Origin of the sequence: Pseudomonas sp. 3HC3, assembly GCF_044904505.1 — a bacterium.
Classification (GTDB): Bacteria; Pseudomonadota; Gammaproteobacteria; order Pseudomonadales; family Pseudomonadaceae; genus Aquipseudomonas; species Aquipseudomonas putida_Y.
Window position 1 is genome coordinate 21,626 of the sequence record NZ_JADDRH010000010.1, and the last position, 19,189, is coordinate 40,814.

General features: G+C 60.6%; 25 protein-coding genes and 1 tRNA gene. 14 read left to right on the forward strand and 12 right to left on the reverse strand.

Going from position 1 to position 19,189, the window contains the following annotated elements:
* Window positions 1-67: 67 nt before the first annotated feature.
* The 5 genes from gorA to INQ47_RS15280 form a co-directional block, all read right to left on the reverse strand.
* On the reverse strand, window positions 68-1,423 hold the full coding sequence (gene gorA, locus INQ47_RS15260; RefSeq protein ID WP_252458388.1) for a glutathione-disulfide reductase: 1,356 nt from the start codon (window positions 1,421-1,423) through the stop codon (window positions 68-70).
* A gap of 97 nt (window positions 1,424-1,520) precedes the next feature.
* Window positions 1,521-2,360, reverse strand: coding sequence for a UTP--glucose-1-phosphate uridylyltransferase GalU (gene galU, locus INQ47_RS15265; RefSeq protein WP_014590484.1), 840 nt, complete (start codon window positions 2,358-2,360; stop codon window positions 1,521-1,523).
* Between the two features lie 236 nt (window positions 2,361-2,596).
* The gene (locus INQ47_RS15270) at window positions 2,597-3,511 is read right to left on the reverse strand and encodes a c-type cytochrome (protein WP_252458389.1); all 915 of its coding nucleotides are present in this window, start codon (window positions 3,509-3,511) and stop codon (window positions 2,597-2,599) included.
* Window positions 3,508-4,158 (reverse strand): c-type cytochrome, encoded by a 651-nt coding sequence (locus INQ47_RS15275; RefSeq protein ID WP_404702028.1) that lies wholly within the window; start codon window positions 4,156-4,158, stop codon window positions 3,508-3,510. The genes INQ47_RS15270 and INQ47_RS15275 overlap by 4 nt, the downstream gene beginning before the upstream one ends.
* 77 nt (window positions 4,159-4,235) lie before the next feature.
* Complete coding sequence (locus INQ47_RS15280) at window positions 4,236-4,595, reverse strand: hypothetical protein (RefSeq protein WP_252458391.1); 360 nt, start codon at window positions 4,593-4,595, stop codon at window positions 4,236-4,238.
* A 159-nt stretch (window positions 4,596-4,754) separates the two neighbouring features.
* Here INQ47_RS15280 and INQ47_RS15285 point away from each other — a divergent pair, with 159 nt between their 5' ends.
* The 8 genes from INQ47_RS15285 to csrA all read left to right on the forward strand — a co-directional run bounded on the left by INQ47_RS15285 (window position 4,755) and on the right by csrA (window position 10,504).
* Window positions 4,755-5,057 (forward strand): DUF1883 domain-containing protein, encoded by a 303-nt coding sequence (locus INQ47_RS15285; protein ID WP_201207347.1) that lies wholly within the window; start codon window positions 4,755-4,757, stop codon window positions 5,055-5,057.
* A gap of 7 nt (window positions 5,058-5,064) precedes the next feature.
* A complete protein-coding gene (locus INQ47_RS15290; RefSeq protein WP_021784251.1) occupies window positions 5,065-5,235 on the forward strand; it encodes a hypothetical protein in 171 nt (56 codons plus the stop codon).
* 38 nt (window positions 5,236-5,273) lie between these two features.
* On the forward strand, window positions 5,274-6,359 hold the full coding sequence (locus INQ47_RS15295) for an NAD(P)H-dependent flavin oxidoreductase (RefSeq protein ID WP_404702029.1): 1,086 nt from the start codon (window positions 5,274-5,276) through the stop codon (window positions 6,357-6,359).
* Between the two features lie 82 nt (window positions 6,360-6,441).
* A complete protein-coding gene (gene modA / locus INQ47_RS15300) occupies window positions 6,442-7,200 on the forward strand; it encodes a molybdate ABC transporter substrate-binding protein (RefSeq protein WP_404702030.1) in 759 nt (252 codons plus the stop codon).
* A complete protein-coding gene (gene modB / locus INQ47_RS15305) occupies window positions 7,200-7,880 on the forward strand; it encodes a molybdate ABC transporter permease subunit (protein ID WP_103462322.1) in 681 nt (226 codons plus the stop codon). Before modA ends, modB begins: the two co-directional genes overlap by 1 nt.
* 1 nt (window position 7,881) lies before the next feature.
* On the forward strand, window positions 7,882-8,973 hold the full coding sequence (gene modC, locus INQ47_RS15310) for a molybdenum ABC transporter ATP-binding protein (RefSeq protein WP_404702031.1): 1,092 nt from the start codon (window positions 7,882-7,884) through the stop codon (window positions 8,971-8,973).
* 57 nt (window positions 8,974-9,030) lie between these two features.
* A complete protein-coding gene (locus INQ47_RS15315; protein ID WP_176682376.1) occupies window positions 9,031-10,053 on the forward strand; it encodes a DNA topoisomerase IB in 1,023 nt (340 codons plus the stop codon).
* Between the two features lie 253 nt (window positions 10,054-10,306).
* Window positions 10,307-10,504 carry a carbon storage regulator CsrA gene (gene csrA / locus INQ47_RS15320; RefSeq protein WP_012051904.1) on the forward strand — a complete coding sequence of 66 codons (198 nt, stop codon included), beginning with the start codon at window positions 10,307-10,309 and terminating at the stop codon, window positions 10,502-10,504.
* A 39-nt stretch (window positions 10,505-10,543) separates the two neighbouring features.
* Here the strand turns inward: csrA and INQ47_RS15325 are convergent, their stop codons facing one another.
* The 4 genes from INQ47_RS15325 to INQ47_RS15340 all read right to left on the reverse strand — a co-directional run bounded on the left by INQ47_RS15325 (window position 10,544) and on the right by INQ47_RS15340 (window position 13,880).
* Window positions 10,544-10,897 carry a response regulator gene (locus INQ47_RS15325; RefSeq protein ID WP_010954660.1) on the reverse strand — a complete coding sequence of 118 codons (354 nt, stop codon included), beginning with the start codon at window positions 10,895-10,897 and terminating at the stop codon, window positions 10,544-10,546.
* Window positions 10,898-10,908: 11 nt separating this feature from the next.
* Window positions 10,909-12,354: an ATPase domain-containing protein gene (locus INQ47_RS15330; protein ID WP_404702032.1), complete on the reverse strand. Its 1,446-nt coding sequence runs from the start codon at window positions 12,352-12,354 to the stop codon at window positions 10,909-10,911.
* Between the two features lie 5 nt (window positions 12,355-12,359).
* Complete coding sequence (locus INQ47_RS15335) at window positions 12,360-13,520, reverse strand: nitrogen regulation protein NR(II) (RefSeq protein ID WP_404702033.1); 1,161 nt, start codon at window positions 13,518-13,520, stop codon at window positions 12,360-12,362.
* Between the two features lie 84 nt (window positions 13,521-13,604).
* Complete coding sequence (locus INQ47_RS15340; protein ID WP_404702034.1) at window positions 13,605-13,880, reverse strand: hypothetical protein; 276 nt, start codon at window positions 13,878-13,880, stop codon at window positions 13,605-13,607.
* A 201-nt stretch (window positions 13,881-14,081) separates the two neighbouring features.
* Between INQ47_RS15340 and INQ47_RS15345 the strand changes: the two genes are divergently transcribed.
* Together INQ47_RS15345 and INQ47_RS15350 are read left to right on the forward strand one after the other, a co-directional pair.
* A tRNA-Leu gene (locus INQ47_RS15345) sits at window positions 14,082-14,166 on the forward strand.
* A 104-nt stretch (window positions 14,167-14,270) separates the two neighbouring features.
* Window positions 14,271-14,684, forward strand: a complete 414-nt coding sequence (locus INQ47_RS15350) for a DoxX family protein (protein WP_404702035.1) — start codon at window positions 14,271-14,273, stop codon at window positions 14,682-14,684.
* Window position 14,685: 1 nt separating this feature from the next.
* Here the strand turns inward: INQ47_RS15350 and INQ47_RS15355 are convergent, their stop codons facing one another.
* On the reverse strand, window positions 14,686-14,880 hold the full coding sequence (locus INQ47_RS15355) for a hypothetical protein (protein ID WP_003250932.1): 195 nt from the start codon (window positions 14,878-14,880) through the stop codon (window positions 14,686-14,688).
* Window positions 14,881-15,273: 393 nt separating this feature from the next.
* Between INQ47_RS15355 and adhP the strand changes: the two genes are divergently transcribed.
* The 3 genes from adhP to INQ47_RS15370 all read left to right on the forward strand — a co-directional run bounded on the left by adhP (window position 15,274) and on the right by INQ47_RS15370 (window position 17,095).
* A complete protein-coding gene (adhP, locus tag INQ47_RS15360) occupies window positions 15,274-16,284 on the forward strand; it encodes an alcohol dehydrogenase AdhP (RefSeq protein ID WP_404702036.1) in 1,011 nt (336 codons plus the stop codon).
* 90 nt (window positions 16,285-16,374) lie between these two features.
* Window positions 16,375-16,581 carry a DUF6434 domain-containing protein gene (locus tag INQ47_RS15365; RefSeq protein WP_019438758.1) on the forward strand — a complete coding sequence of 69 codons (207 nt, stop codon included), beginning with the start codon at window positions 16,375-16,377 and terminating at the stop codon, window positions 16,579-16,581.
* Between the two features lie 277 nt (window positions 16,582-16,858).
* On the forward strand, window positions 16,859-17,095 hold the full coding sequence (locus tag INQ47_RS15370; protein WP_404702037.1) for a hypothetical protein: 237 nt from the start codon (window positions 16,859-16,861) through the stop codon (window positions 17,093-17,095).
* A gap of 31 nt (window positions 17,096-17,126) precedes the next feature.
* Here INQ47_RS15370 and INQ47_RS15375 read toward each other — a convergent pair whose 3' ends face one another.
* Window positions 17,127-17,498 carry a MerR family transcriptional regulator gene (locus INQ47_RS15375; RefSeq protein WP_404702038.1) on the reverse strand — a complete coding sequence of 124 codons (372 nt, stop codon included), beginning with the start codon at window positions 17,496-17,498 and terminating at the stop codon, window positions 17,127-17,129.
* Between the two features lie 72 nt (window positions 17,499-17,570).
* On the opposite strand from INQ47_RS15375, the gene INQ47_RS15380 reads away from it, so the two are divergent.
* Window positions 17,571-18,668 carry an SDR family oxidoreductase gene (locus INQ47_RS15380; RefSeq protein WP_404702039.1) on the forward strand — a complete coding sequence of 366 codons (1,098 nt, stop codon included), beginning with the start codon at window positions 17,571-17,573 and terminating at the stop codon, window positions 18,666-18,668.
* Window positions 18,669-18,795: 127 nt separating this feature from the next.
* Here the strand turns inward: INQ47_RS15380 and INQ47_RS15385 are convergent, their stop codons facing one another.
* The gene (locus INQ47_RS15385) at window positions 18,796-19,095 is read right to left on the reverse strand and encodes a hypothetical protein (protein WP_010954670.1); all 300 of its coding nucleotides are present in this window, start codon (window positions 19,093-19,095) and stop codon (window positions 18,796-18,798) included.
* Between the last annotated feature and the right edge of the window lie 94 nt (window positions 19,096-19,189).

Here is a 19,189-nt window from a genome sequence, read left to right on the forward strand (position 1 = left end):
GGCCCGAACAAGGGCCCCATCGCAGCACAAGGCTGCTTCTACAGGCTGTACAGCAGGCTCCGCGTTATCAGCGGGTGACTGTGCGCATGGTCACGAACTCTTCAGCCGCCGTCGGGTGCACGCCGATGGTTTCGTCGAACTGCTGCTTGGTCGCACCGGCTTTAAGCGCAATGCCCAGGCCCTGAATGATCTCGCCAGCGTCAGGACCGACCATGTGGCAGCCCAGCACCTTGTCGGTCTCGGCATCGACCACCAACTTCATCAGGGTCTTTTCCTGAATGTCGGTCAGGGTCAGCTTCATGGCTCGGAAGCGGCTTTCGAATACCTGCACCTTGTGCCCGGCCTCCAGCGCCTGCTCTTCGGTCAGGCCCACGGTACCGATTGGCGGCTGGCTGAACACCGCAGTGGGGATGTTCTGGTAATCCACCGGGCGATATTGCTCGGGTTTGAACAGGCGCCGCGCCACGGCCATGCCTTCAGCCAAGGCCACTGGGGTCAACTGCACACGGCCGATCACATCGCCAATGGCAAGTATCGAGGGCGCGGTGGTTTGGTACTGCTCATCAACCCGGATGTAGCCGCGCGCATCCAGCTCGACGCCGGTGTTTTCCAGGCCCAGATTGTCCAGCATCGGGCGCCGGCCAGTGGCATAGAACACACAGTCGGCTACCAGCTCGCGACCGTCCTTGAGCGTGGCCTTGAGGCGACCATCTTCAAGCTTGTCGATGCGCTGGATGTCGGCGTTGAACTGCAAGTCGAGGCCGCGCTTTTCCAGCTCTTCCTTCAGGTGGGTGCGCACCGAGCCATCGAAGCCGCGCAGGAACAGGTCGCCACGGTACAGCAGTGAGGTGTCGGCACCCAGGCCCTGGAAGATGCCGGCAAACTCGACGGCGATATAACCCCCACCCACCACCAGCACGCGGCGCGGTAGGCCCTTGAGGTAGAAGGCTTCGTTGGAGGTGATGGCCAGCTCCTTGCCGGGGATGTCCGGTACCTGCGGCCAGCCACCGGTAGCGATGAGGATGTGCTCGGCGGTGTAGCGCTGACCGTCCACTTCCACTTCATTGGCACCCGTCAGACGCGCGTGGCCCTGCAACAGGGTCACCCCGCTGTTGACCAGCAGGTTACGGTAGATACCGTTAAGGCGCTCGATTTCCCGATTCTTGTTGGCAATCAGGGTGCCCCAGTCGAAATGCCCCTCTTCCAACGTCCAGCCGTAACCTGCGGCCTGCTCCAGTTCATCGGCAACGTGCGCGCCGTACACCAGCAGCTTTTTCGGCACACAACCGACGTTGACGCAGGTCCCCCCCAGGTAGCGGCTTTCAGCCACTGCCACTTTTGCGCCAAAACCGGCAGCAAAACGCGCTGCGCGCACACCACCGGACCCGGCACCAATCACGAACAGATCAAAATCGAAGGCCATGTATTCACTCTCCTAGGCAGGCGTCCAGCATACCGCCGTTGGCCGCAGCAAACAAAAAAGCCACCCCGAAGGATGGCTTTGATGCCAGCAGGGCTTGTCAGTAAGCCTTGCCAGTCTTGTAGTAGTTCTCGAAGCAGAAGTTGGTCGCGTCGATGTAGCCTTCGGCACCACCGCAGTCGAAACGCTTGCCTTTGAACTTATAGGCAATCACGCAGCCATCTTTGGCCTGCTGCAGCAGGGCATCGGTGATCTGGATTTCACCGCCTTTGCCTGGCTTGGTATTGGCGATGATGTCGAAGATATCCGGGGTCAGGATGTAACGGCCGATGATCGCCAGGTTCGAAGGCGCGTCTTCCGGAGCCGGTTTTTCGACCATGTTGGTCACACGGAAAATGTCGTCGCGGATCATCTCACCGGCGATCACACCATACTTGTTGGTTTCCTGCGGGTCGACTTCCTGGATGGCGACGATCGAGCAGCGGTACTGTTTGTACAGCTTGACCATCTGCGTCAGCACGCCGTCACCTTCAGGGTTGACACACAGGTCGTCCGCCAGCACCACCGCGAACGGCTCGTCGCCGATCAGTGGGCGGCCAGTGAGGATGGCGTGGCCGAGGCCTTTCATTTCGGTTTGGCGCGTGTACGAGAACGAGCACTCGTCGAGCAGACGACGAATACCGACCAGGTATTTTTCCTTGTCGGTGCCCTTGATCTGGTTCTCCAGCTCGTAGCTGATGTCGAAGTGGTCTTCCAGGGCCCGCTTGCCGCGCCCGGTAACGATGGAGATCTCGTTCAGACCAGCATCCAATGCTTCTTCAACGCCGTACTGGATCAGTGGCTTGTTGACCACCGGCAGCATTTCCTTGGGCATGGCTTTGGTAGCAGGCAGGAAGCGAGTGCCGTAGCCGGCTGCCGGGAACAAGCATTTCTTGATCATATACGTCCTTACAAAAGGCTAGGCCTGTGGAATTCGGCGCAGTCTAATCAGGCGGCAGTCACCTTACAATGCCCCCGATAACGACCGATGCCATCATAGAGATATCCCAGTGTAGATAGTTCCGGGGGATCGTAAATATTGCTGTCATACATGACCGTTGGATGACAGGCAAATCAGCGTGCCTGAGGCGGCCTCGTCGAAGGGTTCATCCCCAAAGAGGCCGCCTAAGACTTACTTCAACTCCCCGTCCCTTGTCCGATCAGCACTCCATCGACCTGCTGACCATACAGGTTCACCCCATCATTGGCATGAAACTTCACCCGCGTTTTCTCGATGGATCCTTCCACCAGCCGCGGGTCCTGTGGCCGCTCGTGGCGGTTGATCCACGCCGCCACGTCCCAGGCCTGCTGGTCGCTGAGGCTGCCTGGCTTGCCCAGCGGCATGTTGTACTTGATGAACGACGCAGCGGTGTTGATGCGGTGCATGCCAGCCCCCCAGTTGTAGGAGTCCTTGCCCCATAGCGGTGGCATGACGTACTCGCCTGCGACCTTTTGCCCTTCACCGTTATCGCCATGGCAAATCGCGCATTGCTCACGGTAAACCTGCTGGCCGCGCTTGAAGTCATAACCGCCCTTGGGTTGTGCCACCTCCGGATAACCACGTCCGGCAATCTCCACACCGGTCGGAGCCTTGGTCGACAGCCAGTATGAATACACTGCCAACGCGGTCATCTGCGGGCTGTCAGCGGCCGGCGGCTTGCCGTTCATGCTGAACTGAAAACACCCCTGGATACGCTCGGCGAAGGTGTTGACCTTGTCATTTTTCTTGCGGTAAGCCGGGTACATCGGGTAGGCCCCCCACAGCGGCGCCGAATGCGCCAATCGCCCCTGATCGAGGTGGCAGTTACTGCAGTTCATGCCGTTGCCCACAGCCTCGGGCATCAATCGGCGGGTGTCGACGAACAAGGCATGGCCTTCACGCACCATCTTGCCAAAGGCATTATCGGGCAACTCACGCTCAGCGGGCGGCACGAACTGCGGTGCCGCCTGCACACCGGGAACCTTCAACTGCGACTGGTCTTCCATGGCGATCGGCGTGGCCTGGGCGCTGCCCACGGTCAGCAGCAACAAGGCTGGAATCATGGTTTTCATGGCGTGACCTCCTGGCTGGCGGGGCGAGCGAAGAACTCGGCAACGGCCTTGACCTCCTCATCGGTCATGGCCTTGGCCACGCCGACCATCAGATGATTGGGGTCATTGCTGCGGCTGCCGTCGCGCCAGGCATTGAGCTGTGCCACCAGGTAACTGGCGGGCTGGCCGGCCAAGGGCGGGAAGTGTTCGCCCACCCCGCCGCCACCCGGCCCGTGGCATTGCACGCAGCCAGGAATCTGCCGGCTCCAGTCGCCGTACAGGGCCATGCGGGTGGTAGGGTCATTGGCAATCTGCTGCCGGCGCAGGTCGCCAGCGGGCGCTGCCGGCAGGCTGGCCAGGTAGGTACTGACGGCCTTGATTTCATCGTCGCTCAAGGCGTTGGCCAAGGGCTCCATCACTGGCTGCTTGCGGCTGCCGTTGCGCCAGTCGTGCAACTGCTTGGAAAGGTAACCGGCCGGAAGCCCGGCCAAACGTGGAAAGCCGGCAGCGGCAATGCCCTTGCCGTCCGGGCCATGGCAACCTAGGCAGGCCATGGCAGCAGGGTTGGCCCCCCCTTGGGTGAACACCTTCTGACCGTCAGCGGCATGTGCCGTGGGCCAGGCCAGGACCAGCAGGCTGCCGATCATCACGCGTCTCAACGGTGTCATCACGAATCTCCTTTTCTTTTGTTATATGTTTAGGCTTAAAACATATAAGCAGAGAAAGGACGACCCGTTGCTTCAGATCAACTTCCTGAGATGCATTCGGTGGCGGCAGTGCGCACATCCCCCAGGCGCAGCGGGAAGTTATTCAGCCGCTCGTGCAGTTTGATGCTGCTGCCGCTGCCACGCTTGTCGATATCCACCAGCGCTGCCGGGCCAGCACCTGAGGTGATTTTCTGCGGTACGATCAGCCGCAGGCCGTCGCCACGCGGCTCTTCGGTCAGCGGGTCGCGCGTATCGGCCAGCTTCTCCTTTACGCAATCGGCATAGGCGCGCGGGCTCTTGCCAGAGATCACATCCAGCGTTTCGCGCGATTGCTCCAGCTCCGCGACGCTCACGCAGCCACCGAGCGCCAGCGACAACGCCGCCACCATCCACTTCATTTGCAGCACCTCTGCCTTCAAGAATTTGCTTCGACCACATTCAGGCGGATTTGCTCCCTGCTTTGGCAGAATTATCTACGCCTGGCGATCAGCGCGGCAGTGTAACGGCACATCGTGGTATCTTTTGCTTTTGCAGATCCAAACCTTGCGGAGCATCACATGAAATTCGTACACCAGCGCGAGCACCTCAACGAGGACGATATCGTCGTCATCGAGTGCTCCCAGCGCTGCAATATCCGCCTGATGAACGACGCCAACTTCCGCAGCTTCAAGAACGGCGGCCGTCATACTTACCATGGCGGCCATTTCGAGAAGTTTCCGGCGAAGATCACCGTACCCAGCACCGGCTTCTGGAACATCACCATCGATACCGTGACCACTCGCCCGATCTCGGTCACCCGCAAGCCATCCCTGACCCACAAGATCAAGATCATCCGTCGCTCGTCGTCGAAACTCAGATAAGGCCACCATGACCCAGACCATCAAGTACGTCATCAAATACAAGCTCGACGGCCAGCGTCGCTGGGATTTCGCGTTGATGCCCGATGCCTCGCAAGAGCAAGCCCTCGAGGCCCTGCGCAAGATCCACGGCGAAGACGCCGACAAAATCAGCGACATCCAGGTCAGCAAGGCCCTGTAAGACTCGCCGCACCGCTCGCCCCACGCAAGGAGAATCGCATGAGCCATTGGCCCGACCGCCGTATCCTCGACCTGCTGGGCATCGAGCTGCCCATTCTGCAGGCCCCCATGGCGGGGGCCACCGGCTCGGCCATGGCCATTGCGGTGGGCCGGGCAGGTGGCTTGGGCGCCCTGCCCTGCGCAATGCTCAGCGGCGAACAGGTGCGCGCCGAGATCGCCGCATTCCGCGCCGGCTGCCCGGGGCGCCCGCTGAACCTGAACTTCTTCTGCCACCAGCCACCAGCGCCCGATGCCGAACGCGATGCGCGCTGGAAGCAGGCACTTGAGCCCTATTACAGCGAAGTGGGCGCCGATTTCGCAGCGCCAACGCCAGTGTCCAACCGCGCGCCTTTCGACGAGCAGAGCTGCCAGTTGGTCGAAGCCTTGCGCCCTGAGGTGGTGAGCTTCCACTTCGGTCTGCCCAAGCCCGAGCTGCTGCAGCGGGTAAAAGCCAGCGGTGCCAAGGTACTGTCCAGCGCCACGACCGTGGAAGAAGCGGTCTGGCTGGAGCGCAATGGCTGCGACGCGATCATCGCCATGGGTTATGAAGCCGGTGGCCATCGTGGCATGTTCCTCAGCGATGACATCACCAGCCAGATAGGCACCTTCGCTCTGGTACCGCAGGTGGCCGATGCCGTCAGCGTGCCGGTGATTGCCGCCGGTGGTATCGGCGACCACCGCGGGCTGTTGGCGGCACTGGCCCTGGGCGCCTCGGCAGTGCAGATCGGCACGGCTTACCTGTTCTGCCCCGAGGCCAAGGTGTCGCCAGCGCATCGCCGGGCGCTGGACAGCGCGCCTGCCAGCGACACCGCGCTGACCAACCTTTTTACCGGCCTCCCGGCACGTGGCATCAACAACCGCATCATGCGCGAGCTAGGGCCGATGAGCGAACTTGCACCGCGCTTTCCGCTGGCGGGTGGGGCATTGATGCCTTTACGGGCGATCACCGATCCGCAGGGTAATAGTGACTTCAGTAATCTTTGGTCGGGGCAGGCATTGCGGCTGGGGCGGCACATGCCAGCAGGTGAGCTGACCCGGGAGATCGCCGGGAAGGCACTGGCAGTGATCGGTCACCAGGCATTCTGACAGGCAGGCCAGGCCTCTTCACGGCAACTGGTTTATCGCTATATAGTTATGGCTATAACGATAACCTCAAGGATCTGTCTTCATGCGCTTGCCCTCGCCCCAGGTGACCTTCACAGCCCTGCTCAGCCTGCTGGCCCTCAACACGGCCTGGGCCGACGAAGTCCAGGTCGCGGTCGCAGCCAACTTCACAGCCCCTGTCCAGGCCATCGCCAAGGCCTTCGAAAAAGACACTGGCCACAAACTGGTCGCGGCCTATGGCGCCACCGGGCAGTTCTATGCGCAGATCAAGAACGGTGCTCCGTTCGACATGTTCCTCGCCGCTGACGACACCACCCCCAAGAAGCTTGAAGCAGAAAAGGAAACCGTACCCGGTTCGCGCTTTACCTACGCCATCGGCACCCTGGCCCTGTGGTCTGCGAAGGAAGGCTACGTAGACTCCAAGGGTGAAGTGCTGAAGAAGAACGCATATAAACACCTGTCCATCGCCAACCCGAAAGCTGCACCTTACGGCCTGGCCGCCACCCAGGTACTGGACAGGCTGAAGCTCACCGAGGCCACCAAAGGCAAGATCGTCGAAGGCCAGAACATCACCCAGGCCTTCCAGTTCGTCTCCACCGGCAACGCCGAGCTGGGCTTCGTCGCCCTGTCGCAGATCTACAGGGATGGCAAGGTGGCCAATGGGTCGGCCTGGATCGTGCCGTCCAATCTGCACGACCCGATCCGCCAGGACGCTGTCATCCTCAACAAAGGCAAGGACAATGCGGCCGCCAAGGCTCTGGTCGAATACCTCAAAGGCCCGAAAGCCGAAGCGGTGATCAAATCCTATGGTTATGAACGCTGATGCCACTGGATGCCAGTGACCTGGGAGCCATCTGGCTGACCGTGAAACTGGCCAGCCTGACCACGCTGATCCTGCTGGTTATCGGCACACCCGTCGCCTGGTGGCTCGCGCGCACGCGCTCATGGCTGCGCGGGCCGGTGGGGGCGGTGGTGGCACTGCCGCTGGTACTGCCACCGACGGTGATCGGCTTTTATCTGTTGATCGCCCTTGGCCCGCACGGCTGGCTCGGCCAGGCCACCCAGGCGCTGGGCCTGGGCACTGTGGTGTTCAGCTTCACAGGCCTGGTGATTGGCTCGACGGTGTACTCCCTGCCGTTCGTGGTACAACCCCTGCAGAATGCCTTTGGCGCAATCGGCCAGCGACCCCTGGAAGTCGCCGCCACCCTGCGCGCCAGCCCATGGGACACCTTCGTTCATGTGGTGCTGCCGCTGGCCCGCCCTGGCTTCGTCACTGCCAGCATCCTCGGCTTTGCCCACACGGTAGGCGAGTTTGGCGTCGTACTGATGATCGGTGGCAACATCCCCGACAAGACCCGCGTGGTTTCGGTGCAAATTTTCGATCACGTCGAAGCCATGGAGTACTCGCAAGCCCACTGGCTGGCCGGTGCCATGCTGGTGTTCTCTTTCCTGGTGCTGCTTCTGCTGTACGCTGGACGCCGCGGCAAAGCTGGCTGGAGCTGAAATGACCGCATCGATTGTGGCGCGCCTGAAACTGGCGCGCGACGACTTTACCCTGGACGTCGACCTGCACTTGCCCGGGCGCGGCATCAGCGCGCTGTTCGGCCACTCCGGCTCTGGTAAAACCAGCTGCCTGCGCTGCCTGGCCGGGCTGGAACGGGCAGCCAGCGCCTATATCGAAGTCAACGGCGAAGTCTGGGAAGACAGCACCCGTGGCCACTTCCAGGCACCGCACCTGCGCCCGGTGGGCTATGTGTTCCAGGAAGCCAGCCTGTTCCCGCACCTGTCGGTGCGCGGCAACCTTGCGTTCGGCTGGCGCCGGGTAGCGCCCGCAGAACGCAAGGTCAGCCTCGACCAGGCTTGCCAACTGCTGGGTATCGGCCACTTGCTGGACCGCCGCCCGGCAACCCTGTCTGGTGGCGAGGCGCAGCGGGTGGGTATTGCCCGCGCCCTGCTCAGCAGCCCACGGCTGTTGTTGATGGACGAGCCGCTGGCAGCCCTCGACGGCCCGCGCAAGCGCGAGATACTGCCCTTTCTGGAGCGCCTGCACGACGAACTGGACATCCCGCTGATATATGTCAGCCACGCCCAGGATGAAGTCGCGCGACTGGCCGACCACCTGGTGTTGATGGAACAAGGCCGGGCAATCGCCAGCGGCCCGATCGGCGAGACCCTGGCTCGCCTCGACCTGTCGCTGGCCCAGGGCGACGATGCCGGCGTGGTGCTCGAGGGTACGGTGGCAGGGCACGACCCGCACTACGGCCTGCTTGACCTGCGCCTGCCCGGCAGCAGCGGGCCGCTGCTGCGCATCACCCACGCGGCGCAGGTGATGGGCAGTACCCTGCGCGTCAAGGTGCAGGCCCGGGACGTCAGCCTGGCACTGGCGGCGGACAGCGCATCGAGCATCCTCAACCGCCTGCCGGTGCGTGTGCGCGAGAGCCGCCCGGCGGCCAACCCGGCGCATGTACTGGTCAGCCTGGATGCCGGGGGCAATGCCCTGCTTGCACGCATCACCCGCTTCTCGGCAGACCAGCTCGGCTTGCACACAGGGCAGGTACTGTTCGCCCAGATCAAGTCGGTGGCCCTTTTGGGTTGAGCATCCTTCGCGCGCGTATTGTCCATTGAGCTGTGACCCGATCGAGGCCTGCAGCCCATGCTCGACTGCCCCCTGCCGCGCACCCTGCACTACGTTGACGACAGTCAGCCGGGCCTGACCCGTCGGCGCTGGCGCGACCGTTTCATCTATCTGGATGCCGATGGCCAACGGGTACGCGACAGCGACACCCTCTCGCGCATCGCCGCACTGGTGATTCCCCCGGCCTACACCGATGTGTGGATCTGCGCCGATCCGCAAGGCCATTTGCAAGCCACTGGCCGCGATGCCCGTGGCCGCAAGCAGTACCGCTACCACGCGCAGTGGCGCGAACTGCGCGACCAGCACAAATACGGGCGCATGCTAGCGTTCGCTCAGGCCCTGCCAACGCTGCGCACACAGTTGGAAGCCCACCTGGCGCGGCCAGGGCTGGACCGGGAAAAGGTAATGGCGCTGGTAGTGAGCCTGCTGGACCACACCCTGATTCGCATTGGCAACCAGCGCTACCTGCGCGACAACAAGTCGTATGGACTGACCACCCTGCGCAATCGCCATGTACAGGTCAAAGGCAGCAACATTCGCTTCCAGTTCCGCGGCAAGCGCGGCGTCGAACACAGCGTCACCCTCAACGACCGGCGCCTGGCCAACTTGCTCAAGCGCTGCATGGAACTGCCTGGACAGGCGCTGTTTCAGTACCTGGATGAAAACGGCCAGCGCCATAGTGTCGGCTCCAGCGAGGTCAATCAGTTTTTGCAGCAGTTGACCGGCGCCGATTTCACCGCCAAGGACTATCGCACCTGGGCCGGCAGCAGCCTGGCATTGAACCTGCTGAGGCCCTTGGCCTGGGAGCCGGAGAGTGAAGCCAAACGCCAGGTCGCCGCGATAGTCCGCCAGGTAGCCACGCGCCTGGGCAATACGCCGGCCGTGTGCAGGCGCTGCTACATCCACCCGGCAGTCCTGGAGCACTATGCCTTGGGGCGCCTGGCCAATTTGCCGAAAAAACGTGCGCGCAAAGGCCTGGACCCGGAGGAAGTGGCCTTGCTGTTGTTTCTTCAGGCTCTCGAGGAACAGGAGGACCATTAAGCTTGTCTATTCAGCCCATGATGCGAAGAAATTTCCCATTAGGCGCCAACCCCCCTATTCTTGGCAGCGAGCGCCTTGGCCGACAAACCGTTGACGGTTTGCTTTGGCACCTGCAACTGAAGACACGCAACAGAATTTGTCTGTCGGGGAATTCCTATCCGCCGAAAGCGTCTTTAATGAGAAGGAAGAGGGACAAGCTCCCGCCGCCAGGGCAACTAGCCCTACGGATTTTTATATCACCAAGGAGAACTACATGCTGATACTCACCCGTAAGGTTGGCGAAAGCATCGTCATCAACGATGACATCAAAGTCACCATTCTGGGCGTCAAAGGGATGCAGGTGAGGATTGGTATCGATGCACCGAAAGATGTTCAGGTCCATCGAGAAGAGATCTTCAAACGCATCCAGGCCGGCAGCCCGGCTCCGGAGAAGCACGAAGACTCGCACTGAGCCTCCCCTAAGGGGCATGGATGCGCTCGACCGCCAGCCTCAGGTGCCAATTAACTGATGCACCGTGGCGATCATCTCATCCATGTCGAAAGGCTTGTCGAATATTGCGGCAAACAGGGCCGGACATCCTTGGCTGGCCTGCGCGCCGCTCATGAGGATGACTGGCAACTCGCTTAACGCCGGGTCCTCACGTATGGCACGCGCCAGCTCCTCGCCGTTGAGTAGCGGCATCATGTAGTCGGTAATCACCAGTTGCACGCGTTTTTCCTTTAACGCCTCCAGTGCTTTGCAGCCATTGCTCGCCTTTTCCACCAGGAAACCTTCGTCCTCAAGGGCAAACCCGAGGATATCGGCGATCAGGTATTCGTCATCGACAATCAGGATGGTGTTCATCGGCTCGTCCGTCACCCGCTCCCCTGCGGCGTCGGCGTTCCCGAAAGCACACCGCAGGCACCTTCGAACGCCTTGCGCAAGGTAATGCCTTGCGGCCCGATCAGCAGCTCGTGCAAGGCCGGGTCATGGTGGCTGTCACGTACTTTGAGGACCGACAGCATGCGCCGTAGTTGCGAGTCCAGCTCAACAAAGCGCATCAGCATAAGGTTGTCGACGATACTCGACAGGTCCGGCGCGGGGGCGCTGATTTCCGCGCCGAAGATGTCGCGCATCTCCCAGGTCAGGATCACACTGACATCGCGCGCGCGCAACTCACCCGCCAGCGCGCGGAAAAACGCATTGAGCCGCGTCGAGTCAATTGCCAGCCGGCTGAATGCGCCAAGGCTGTCGATCACCACGCGCTTGCTGCCCTGCGCCGCCACACGCTCCAGCAGCCGCGCGCCAACCTGATCCAGCAAGCCTTCGGTGGTGGGCTGCCAGCACAGTTGCAAGCTACCGCCCTGCTCCATCGCGGCAAAATCGTAACCGAGCGAAGCGGCCTTGCTGCGCAGGCGTTCGGGCGTTTCGTAAAAACCGAAATGCAACCCCGGCGCCTGCGGGGTGCTGGCACCGAGAAAGGCCAGGCCCAATGACGTCTTGCCACTTCCCGAAGGCCCCATCAACAGGCTGACTGACCCAGTGGCCAAGCCACCGCCAAGCATTTCATCGAAGGTTGGCACACCGCTGCTGACGCGCGCCAAGGTGCCGCTGCCCAACTGGCTGGGGTGGCTGAACAGGGCTTCCAGGCGAGGATAGACCTGCATGCCGGTTTCATCGATAAGGCATTCGTGACGCCCCGACAACGCGCCACTGCCACGGGTCTTGCGCAACTGAACATGGCGCACGGCGCGGCTGCCCACCAGTTGCTCACCCAGTTCGATCACGCCATCGACCATGGTGTGTTCCGGGCTGCCTTCGTCCAGCCGGGCACTGGTCAACAGCAGAACGGTGCAGCCGGCGAAGGCTGCATGCCCTTGCAGCTCAGAGACGAACTTTTTGGTGTCCAGCGCGGTTTCCGCACGCACCCGGGCATTGAGCACACCGTCGACGATCAGCAGGCTGGCCTGTTGCCGGGCGATTTCCTGACGCAACAACCGCACCACCGCATCCAGCCCGTCCTGCTCAAGGGTGTCAAAGGCGCTGACGAACTGGATTTGGTCGCCGACCAGCGCCGGGTCGAAGAAGTCCAGCGTGGACAGGTACTGGAACAAGCGTTCATGCGACTCGCTCAGCAAGGTGGCCACCAGCACCCGACCACCACCCCGCACATGGCCGCAGGCCAACTGATTGGCGAGGATGGTCTTACCGGCCCCCGGTGGCCCCTGGATAATGTAGGAGGCGCCAGCTACCAGGCCACCCTTGAGCAACGCGTCGAGCCCGTCGATCCCCGTTACCAGCCGCTTCAGTGCCTGTGCCATGTTGTCTACCTGTCGAGTGGGCTATCCGTCTGGTCCTGATACATTGGCAAGTACAGTTGCATGCAAGTTCCCCGGCCAGGCTCACTATCGACACAAATGGCGCCGCCGCTTTGCCGGGCGAAACCATAGGCCTGGCTAAGCCCCAGGCCGGTGCCCTTGCCGAAAGGCTTGGTGGTGAAAAACGGCTCAAAGATACGCGGCAGTATCTCTGTGGGTATACCTTCGCCGCTGTCTTCCACCTTGAAGCGTACGAAGCTGCCCTTGAGCCCTTCAACTTCGCCGAGCAGCTCGACCACATCGACAGTCAGGCTGATCCGGCCATGCCCCTCGATGGCGTCACGGGCATTGAACAACAGGTTGAGCAACACCATCTGCAGTTGCCCGGCATCCACCTCGATCAGCGGCAGGTCCGGTTGCAGCAATACCTCCAAGTCAATTGAGCCTGGCAAAGCATGCTCAAGCAGGCCACGCGTAGCGGTAACCAAATCTGCAGGGGCAACGCTGGCCACATCGAGCTTGCGGTGCCGGGCAAAGCTGAGCAATTGCTGGGTCAGCTCGGTACCACGCTGGCTGGCATCGAGAATGTGCTGCAACATGCGCTGGGCGCGTGCCGGGTCCTGGGTGGCCAGCGCCAGGCGCGCCGAGCTGATGATGATGGTCAACATGTTGTTGAAGTCGTGCGCCAGACCACCGGTCAACTGGCCGAGGGCTTCAAGCTTCTGCGCCTGGAACAGCTGGGCGCGCACTGCGTCCAGCTGCAGCGCCGACTCGCGACGGTCAGTGATATCGCGTGTCACCTTGGCCAGGCCAATGATCTGGCCATTTTCATCACGGATCACATCCAGTGCAGCCAGGGCCCAGAACTGCGTGCCGTCCTTGCGCACCCGCCAGCCTTCGTCCTGCGCCACACCCTGCTCCAGCGCCTGGCGCAGCAACTGCTCGGGGCGGCCATCCGCACAATCCTGCGGGGTGAAGAACAACGAAAAGTGCTTGCCGATCACTTCATCTCCACGGTAACCCTTGATCCGTTGCGCGCCGGCGTTCCACGACACCACATGGCCGGAGGGGTCAAGCATGTAGATGGCATAATCCACCACCGACTGAACCAGCTGTTCATAACGATGGGCAGGCATGACGGGAGAGTCGAGACAGTCAGCTGGAACCATGCAAACTCCACTGGCACAGCAGGAGGGAGGAAATGAACGTAGCCCGGAGTGTCTGCCAGTAGACAGCTGAACCACTACAGGCTGTCAGCGTTCCGGCTCGGACAGCGCCGGGCTGATGCGCCGTGGCATGGCCACTTTCAGCAGCCACAGGCTAAGCAGCACGATCATACCACCGCCGGCCAGGGCCAACATACGCTGCTGCTGTGAGTGCTCTGCATCGAAGCCCAGCAACAGCAGATACCCGCCCAGGCTGATCAGGCTGATGTAAAGAAAAGCACCCAGCACGAGCACCTGCGCGAACAACAGCCGCCAGAATAATCGTGGACGCACCATGTCTTCGCCAACTCCACCCTGCGTCATTGCGGAACACCCACGGGGCCATTTACCGGGCAACAGTTGCGTGATGATGGCAAGGTGTCAATTGCCCTTTTGATCGACCCCTCTATCTGTTGATCATAGGTGCTGCAGTTGACTCAAATATAACAATGGGTTATAAAGCGCGCTTGATTGCGAAGCCCTTCTGCTTAGAAGCGAGCTGGTCGTTGCGACCCCTTCAAGCGTGCGAGTGTGGTGGAATTGGTATACACAGCAGACTTAAAATCTGTCGGCGTGAGCCTTGCGGGTTCGAGTCCCGCCACTCGCACCAAACTTCGTTGAAAAGGCGCCCTTGCGGCGCCTTTTTGCTGCCTGACGGCAATGTCTTGCGCAACTGCTAAAGTGGAGCTTGTACCCGTCCACTGGAACGCCGCCATGCGCTACTCCCTGTTCGATGGTCAACGCGACATCATTATCCTGATCGCCCGCATACTGCTGATGATCCTGTTCGTCTTGTCCGGCTGGGCCAAGCTGACCGGCTTCGATGACACGGTAGGCTATATGACCTCACTCGGCGCCCCTGCACCGATGCTGGCGGCAGGGATTGCCGTCATCATGGAGTTCGTCGTCGCAATCCTGTTGATCCTCGGTTTCTACACACGACCGCTGGCGTTCCTGTTCGCGCTGTTCGTGCTGGGCACGGCGCTGCTTGGCCACCCGTTCTGGAACATGGTCGACCCCGAGCGCAGCGCCAACATGACCCAGTTTCTGAAAAACCTCAGCATCATGGGCGGCCTGCTGTTGCTGGCGGTAAGCGGGCCCGGCCGGTTCTCGGTGGATGGTCGCTGAGTCAGTCGTCGCAATCGTCGAACCAGGCTGGGTGATCGCGCTCTTCGTCATCGAGGTCGTCCAGCGTTTCTTCGTCTTCCTCCACTTCATCCTCGGCGCCCTGGGCATCTGCCTCGGGCTCCACGTCGTCGTAGAGAAATTCGTGGTCGAGCAGGTGATCGTGCTCGGGTTCGTGCAGGTCGTCTTCGTCGCGCATGCTGGCTCCTGGGATAATGGCAGGCCTATATAGGCTGATCAGGGTGCCGGGTCAATGCGTTGTCGCTTAATCCTGGGTTAACCGGCACGGCGCAGCCTGCAGGCTCTCCCTTCAAACGTCTTTTGCCCGCCTTTCATGGCGGGCTTTTTTATGGTTCTTCACGAAATGCCGACATCCGGATGGGCACACTGACCCTGCTCCGTACGTTCTTGCAGCCCGCCGCATCATTGCCGCGGGCTTTTCTTTTTTCCGCACATGCCAGTCAGGCATACGCAGGCATTTTATGGGCGCGTCCACCACGACCATGACCTGAAGCAGTTTTGCCTGGGCAGGCAAGGTCTATGCTGTCCCGGCGATACCCCAAGCTCACATCGGATAGACACGGAGGCTCTTATGAAAGCTGCTGTCGTTGCACCAGGCCGTCGCGTGGACGTGGTAGAGAAAACCCTGCGCCCTCTCGAACACGGCGAAGCGCTGCTGAAGATGCAGTGCTGCGGTGTGTGCCACACCGACCTGCACGTGAAAAATGGCGATTTTGGTGACAAGACCGGTGTAGTACTGGGCCACGAAGGTATTGGCGTGGTCCAGGAAGTTGGCCCGGGCGTCACCTCGCTCAAGCCAGGCGACCGAGCCAGCGTTGCCTGGTTCTACCAGGGTTGCGGACATTGCGAATATTGCAACAGCGGCAACGAAACCCTGTGCCGCGACGTGAAGAATTCCGGCTACACCGTGGACGGCGGCATGGCCGAGGCCTGCATCGTCAAGGCTGACTACTCGGTTAAAGTACCCGACGGCCTCGACTCCGCTGCCGCCAGCAGCATCACCTGCGCTGGCGTCACGACCTACAAGGCAGTGAAGATCTCCAATGTCCGCCCCGGCCAATGGATCGCCATCTACGGCCTCGGCGGCCTGGGCAACCTGGCCCTGCAATATGCCAAGCATGTGTTCAACGCCAAAGTGATCGCCATCGACATCAACGAAGAGCAACTGCGCTTCGCCAGCGAGATGGGCGCGGATCTGGTCGTCAACCCGCTCAACGAAGACGCCGCGAAGGTCATCCAGGCCAAGACCGGTGGCGCACATGCTGCCGTCGTGACTGCTGTGGCCAAAGGCGCGTTCAACTCGGCCGTCGATGCCTTGCGCGCCGGCGGGCGACTGGTGGCCGTCGGGCTTCCGTCGGAGTCCATGGACCTGAATATTCCCCGCCTGGTGCTTGATGGGATCGAAGTAGTGGGCTCGCTGGTAGGTACACGCCAGGACCTGCAGGAAGCCTTCCAGTTCGCCGCTGAAGGCAAAGTGGTGCCCAAGGTGACGCTGCGACCGATCGAGGATATCAACCAGATCTTTGACGAGATGCTCGAGGGCAAGATCAAAGGCCGGATGGTGATACAGTTCGAAGGCTGACAGGCCGACCCAGATTATTTGAAACCACCGCAAAGCCCGTAGATGACCACCTACGGGCTTTTGCCTTCTCAATAGTCAAAGGAACAGACCATGACCGTCGACTGGCACGCTGGGCCGATTACCCGTACGACTCCACTGGACAAGCACTACCGTAACACGCAGAAGGTTCGTCAGTTTCTGCTCAGCGAGTGCGGGGCGGCATTTAAGTTCGACCGTGGATTCATGCTTTGGATCAAAAGTGGCACCCCATCAACCATGGGTGACGTCGCGGATGAATGGCTACGGAGGTATGGGTGACACTTTGCCTCTGACGGCTGGAGGCAGCCTTTGGCTGCAGCCGTTGCTTTCAACATCTTGTCCAACGATTCAACCATGCTGGAATAATCCATTTCCTCACTCCCTCGCTGGTGAAATTGGCTTGCGTTCAACCATAGACTACGAACATTTCAATATTTGATCAGCAAACCTGGAAATATCACTCATCCTTCATGCTAAAGACCGACGCCCGCGAGGTGAGGTTCAAGAAAAGTGCTCAGCCTGCAATGGCGAGCCTGCGCATATTGAGGAGCTAGGTATGTCCATTCGAAGCTTGGCGAAGAACCTGCCGCCGGACCCTTCGCGGGAAGGCTGGGTAATCGGATGGGGGGTCCTGAGAGACCGACATCCATGGCATTTCGTCGACGTTTATGCTGACCAGAAAACGGCCATGGCAGAGGCGGAGCGCAGAGGAGATGGCTACGTGGTGGAATTCGGCTCGCACCGCTTGGGGACGCATGAGTTTATCTGCGGTGTAACCTTACCTGAAGGCTGATGCTCGATCGAAAAGGGTCATGGACAGGACGTCAAGGAATCATCTGCCCATTGGCAATTGCACTGGCTTCAAGCTTCGCACGCTCCGCGTCCAGAAAAACATAAGCGGCTTGTAGCGTGGTGATCTTCGTTTGAATCTCGCCCATCTTGGCGGCGACCAAGGCGGCGCCTTGCGCGCAGTCGATCGTGTTACCCCGCCTGGCCGCAAGGATGCCCCCGATCTCAGCAAGTGAAAAGCCCCCGCTCTGGGCGCTCTGTATGAAGGCCAAGTCAACAACGGTCTGTTCACTGTAACTGCGGTAGTTGTTGGCTTGTCGGTGTGGCTCGATAAGCCCGAGCTGTTCGTAATAGCGCAATGCATGGCGGCTGAGCCCACTCCGGCGCTCCAACTCTCCAATATTCACGTTAAAAATCCTTGACTGTAGAGCAGGCTCTACACCTTAGCCTGCGCCCATCATCCAAACAAGGGTTCAAACATGAGTGCGGAATGCTTTGTCACCGGCGGCAGCGGCTTTGTGGGGCAACACTTGCTGGCCGGTCTTACTGCGCAAGGGCACAAGACCTGGGTGCTGATGCGCAGCCCCGGCAACATCGAGCGCCTCAAGGAGCAGGTAGGCCAACTGGGGGGTAACCCTGAGTATATCCATGCCGTTGAAGGCGATATCAGCCAGGAGGGGCTTGGCCTCAGCAAATCAGACAAAGAACGCGTCACTTCGGCCGCTGTATTTTTCCATCTCGCGGCGGAATTTTCCTGGGGGCTGACACCGGAACGCGCCCGCACAGTCAATGTCCAAGGTGCTTTGAGAGTGGCCAGGCTTGCGGCCGACCAGCGCATCCGATTGCTCATGGTAGGCGGCTTCATGCTGCAAAACCTCAACCACCTTGCTAGTATCGGGGTTGATATTCAGTGCCCTGAAAACACAAACTGGCCCGCGGTCTACGCCCGTGTAGGCGGCTACGAAGGCAGCAAACTCGAGTCCCATTTTGCAGTCATCCGCTATATGCAAGACGCGGATGCGGATTACACGATTGTTCACCCTGCTACGGTGTGCGGCCACAGCGAGAACGGGCATATCCTGGACGGACAACCGCTTGCCGAACTCATTCGCAATCTGGCACAAGGCCGGTTCAAAGCTGTTCCCGGTTCCGCCAGTCACTGGTTGCCATTGGTCAGCGTCGATTATCTGGTGAACATGATAACTTGCGTGGCGTTCGACCCCTCCATGGCCAACCGGCAAGTTCTGGCGCTGTATGAGCGAACACCGAACTTGCAGGGAATGCTTTTGCAGATCGCAGACACGCTAAAGGTCAAGGCCCCCCGCCGCCATGTACCCATAGGGTTGCTCAGGTCGATATTGACGATTCCAGGACTGGCGACCCGCTTGGCGATCAGCGCCGAGTCCTTGAACTTTATTCAGACGCAGCGCTTCGACATGGGAAACAGCAGGCAATTGGAGCGCAAGTACGCGTTTACCCATCCCGACATGACGCAGGCCTTGGAAAACACGGTGCGCTATGTCAGCGACTACTTGATGAAAAAGTCCAAAAGAGAAGGCGCTGGCCAGCGAGGATAACGGGCCAGGCCGATGAAGCCTTCCCTGCCGGCTTGCTGGAAGTCTGGAGACGCAGGGATTTCATGCACTGCGTCTTCGCTGATGACGGTAAGTCGCCGCTCGACCTCCGGCGCTGCGCGCCTGGCCGCTATTTCGAGGCCGCCAGAAAGCCTGCGGCAGGCGCACCTTCAGCGGCGACACGTCGGGCCCGGCCAACGCCCCACGCCAGCGCCCTGGTCATCGACTCGCCAGGGCGAGAATCGAAGGCCTCTTCAAGGATAGCCATGCCACCAGGGGCATACACCCCGATGAACATCTGCGTTTTGCCTGTCCGCGACAGTCGCGTCTGAACATCAATGTATGTCCCATCGTCGAGTGTCTCGTCGTGAGTTCGGTGATGAAGCGTCGGGTCAGCCCAGGCCCAGAAAACATCACCGCGTATTCTCATGAGGCGCTCCTACGACTTTAGTTGTAGTCAGGTGGTTTATTGCCACCATAGCGAACGTGCAGTTTTACGCAAATTCGTCTGACTCATCTGTGAG

Coding starts and splice junctions, on each gene's coding strand:
- galU (WP_014590484.1), bottom strand. CDS start 2,360: ATGATCAAGAAATGCTTGTTCCCGGCAGCCGGCTACGGCACTCGCTTC.
- INQ47_RS15355 (WP_003250932.1), bottom strand. CDS start 14,880: ATGCGCGACGAAGACGACCTGCACGAACCCGAGCACGATCACCTGCTC.
- csrA (WP_012051904.1), top strand. CDS start 10,307: ATGCTGATACTCACCCGTAAGGTTGGCGAAAGCATCGTCATCAACGAT.
- INQ47_RS15370 (WP_404702037.1), top strand. CDS start 16,859: ATGTCCATTCGAAGCTTGGCGAAGAACCTGCCGCCGGACCCTTCGCGG.
- INQ47_RS15290 (WP_021784251.1), top strand. CDS start 5,065: ATGACCCAGACCATCAAGTACGTCATCAAATACAAGCTCGACGGCCAG.
- gorA (WP_252458388.1), bottom strand. CDS start 1,423: ATGGCCTTCGATTTTGATCTGTTCGTGATTGGTGCCGGGTCCGGTGGT.
- INQ47_RS15275 (WP_404702028.1), bottom strand. CDS start 4,158: ATGACACCGTTGAGACGCGTGATGATCGGCAGCCTGCTGGTCCTGGCC.
- modC (WP_404702031.1), top strand. CDS start 7,882: ATGACCGCATCGATTGTGGCGCGCCTGAAACTGGCGCGCGACGACTTT.
- INQ47_RS15335 (WP_404702033.1), bottom strand. CDS start 13,520: ATGGTTCCAGCTGACTGTCTCGACTCTCCCGTCATGCCTGCCCATCGT.
- modA (WP_404702030.1), top strand. CDS start 6,442: ATGCGCTTGCCCTCGCCCCAGGTGACCTTCACAGCCCTGCTCAGCCTG.
- INQ47_RS15380 (WP_404702039.1), top strand. CDS start 17,571: ATGAGTGCGGAATGCTTTGTCACCGGCGGCAGCGGCTTTGTGGGGCAA.
- INQ47_RS15280 (WP_252458391.1), bottom strand. CDS start 4,595: ATGAAGTGGATGGTGGCGGCGTTGTCGCTGGCGCTCGGTGGCTGCGTG.
- INQ47_RS15350 (WP_404702035.1), top strand. CDS start 14,271: ATGCGCTACTCCCTGTTCGATGGTCAACGCGACATCATTATCCTGATC.
- adhP (WP_404702036.1), top strand. CDS start 15,274: ATGAAAGCTGCTGTCGTTGCACCAGGCCGTCGCGTGGACGTGGTAGAG.
- INQ47_RS15325 (WP_010954660.1), bottom strand. CDS start 10,897: ATGAACACCATCCTGATTGTCGATGACGAATACCTGATCGCCGATATC.
- INQ47_RS15285 (WP_201207347.1), top strand. CDS start 4,755: ATGAAATTCGTACACCAGCGCGAGCACCTCAACGAGGACGATATCGTC.
- INQ47_RS15365 (WP_019438758.1), top strand. CDS start 16,375: ATGACCGTCGACTGGCACGCTGGGCCGATTACCCGTACGACTCCACTG.
- INQ47_RS15330 (WP_404702032.1), bottom strand. CDS start 12,354: ATGGCACAGGCACTGAAGCGGCTGGTAACGGGGATCGACGGGCTCGAC.
- INQ47_RS15295 (WP_404702029.1), top strand. CDS start 5,274: ATGAGCCATTGGCCCGACCGCCGTATCCTCGACCTGCTGGGCATCGAG.
- INQ47_RS15315 (WP_176682376.1), top strand. CDS start 9,031: ATGCTCGACTGCCCCCTGCCGCGCACCCTGCACTACGTTGACGACAGT.
- INQ47_RS15270 (WP_252458389.1), bottom strand. CDS start 3,511: ATGAAAACCATGATTCCAGCCTTGTTGCTGCTGACCGTGGGCAGCGCC.
- INQ47_RS15385 (WP_010954670.1), bottom strand. CDS start 19,095: ATGAGAATACGCGGTGATGTTTTCTGGGCCTGGGCTGACCCGACGCTT.
- INQ47_RS15340 (WP_404702034.1), bottom strand. CDS start 13,880: ATGACGCAGGGTGGAGTTGGCGAAGACATGGTGCGTCCACGATTATTC.
- modB (WP_103462322.1), top strand. CDS start 7,200: ATGCCACTGGATGCCAGTGACCTGGGAGCCATCTGGCTGACCGTGAAA.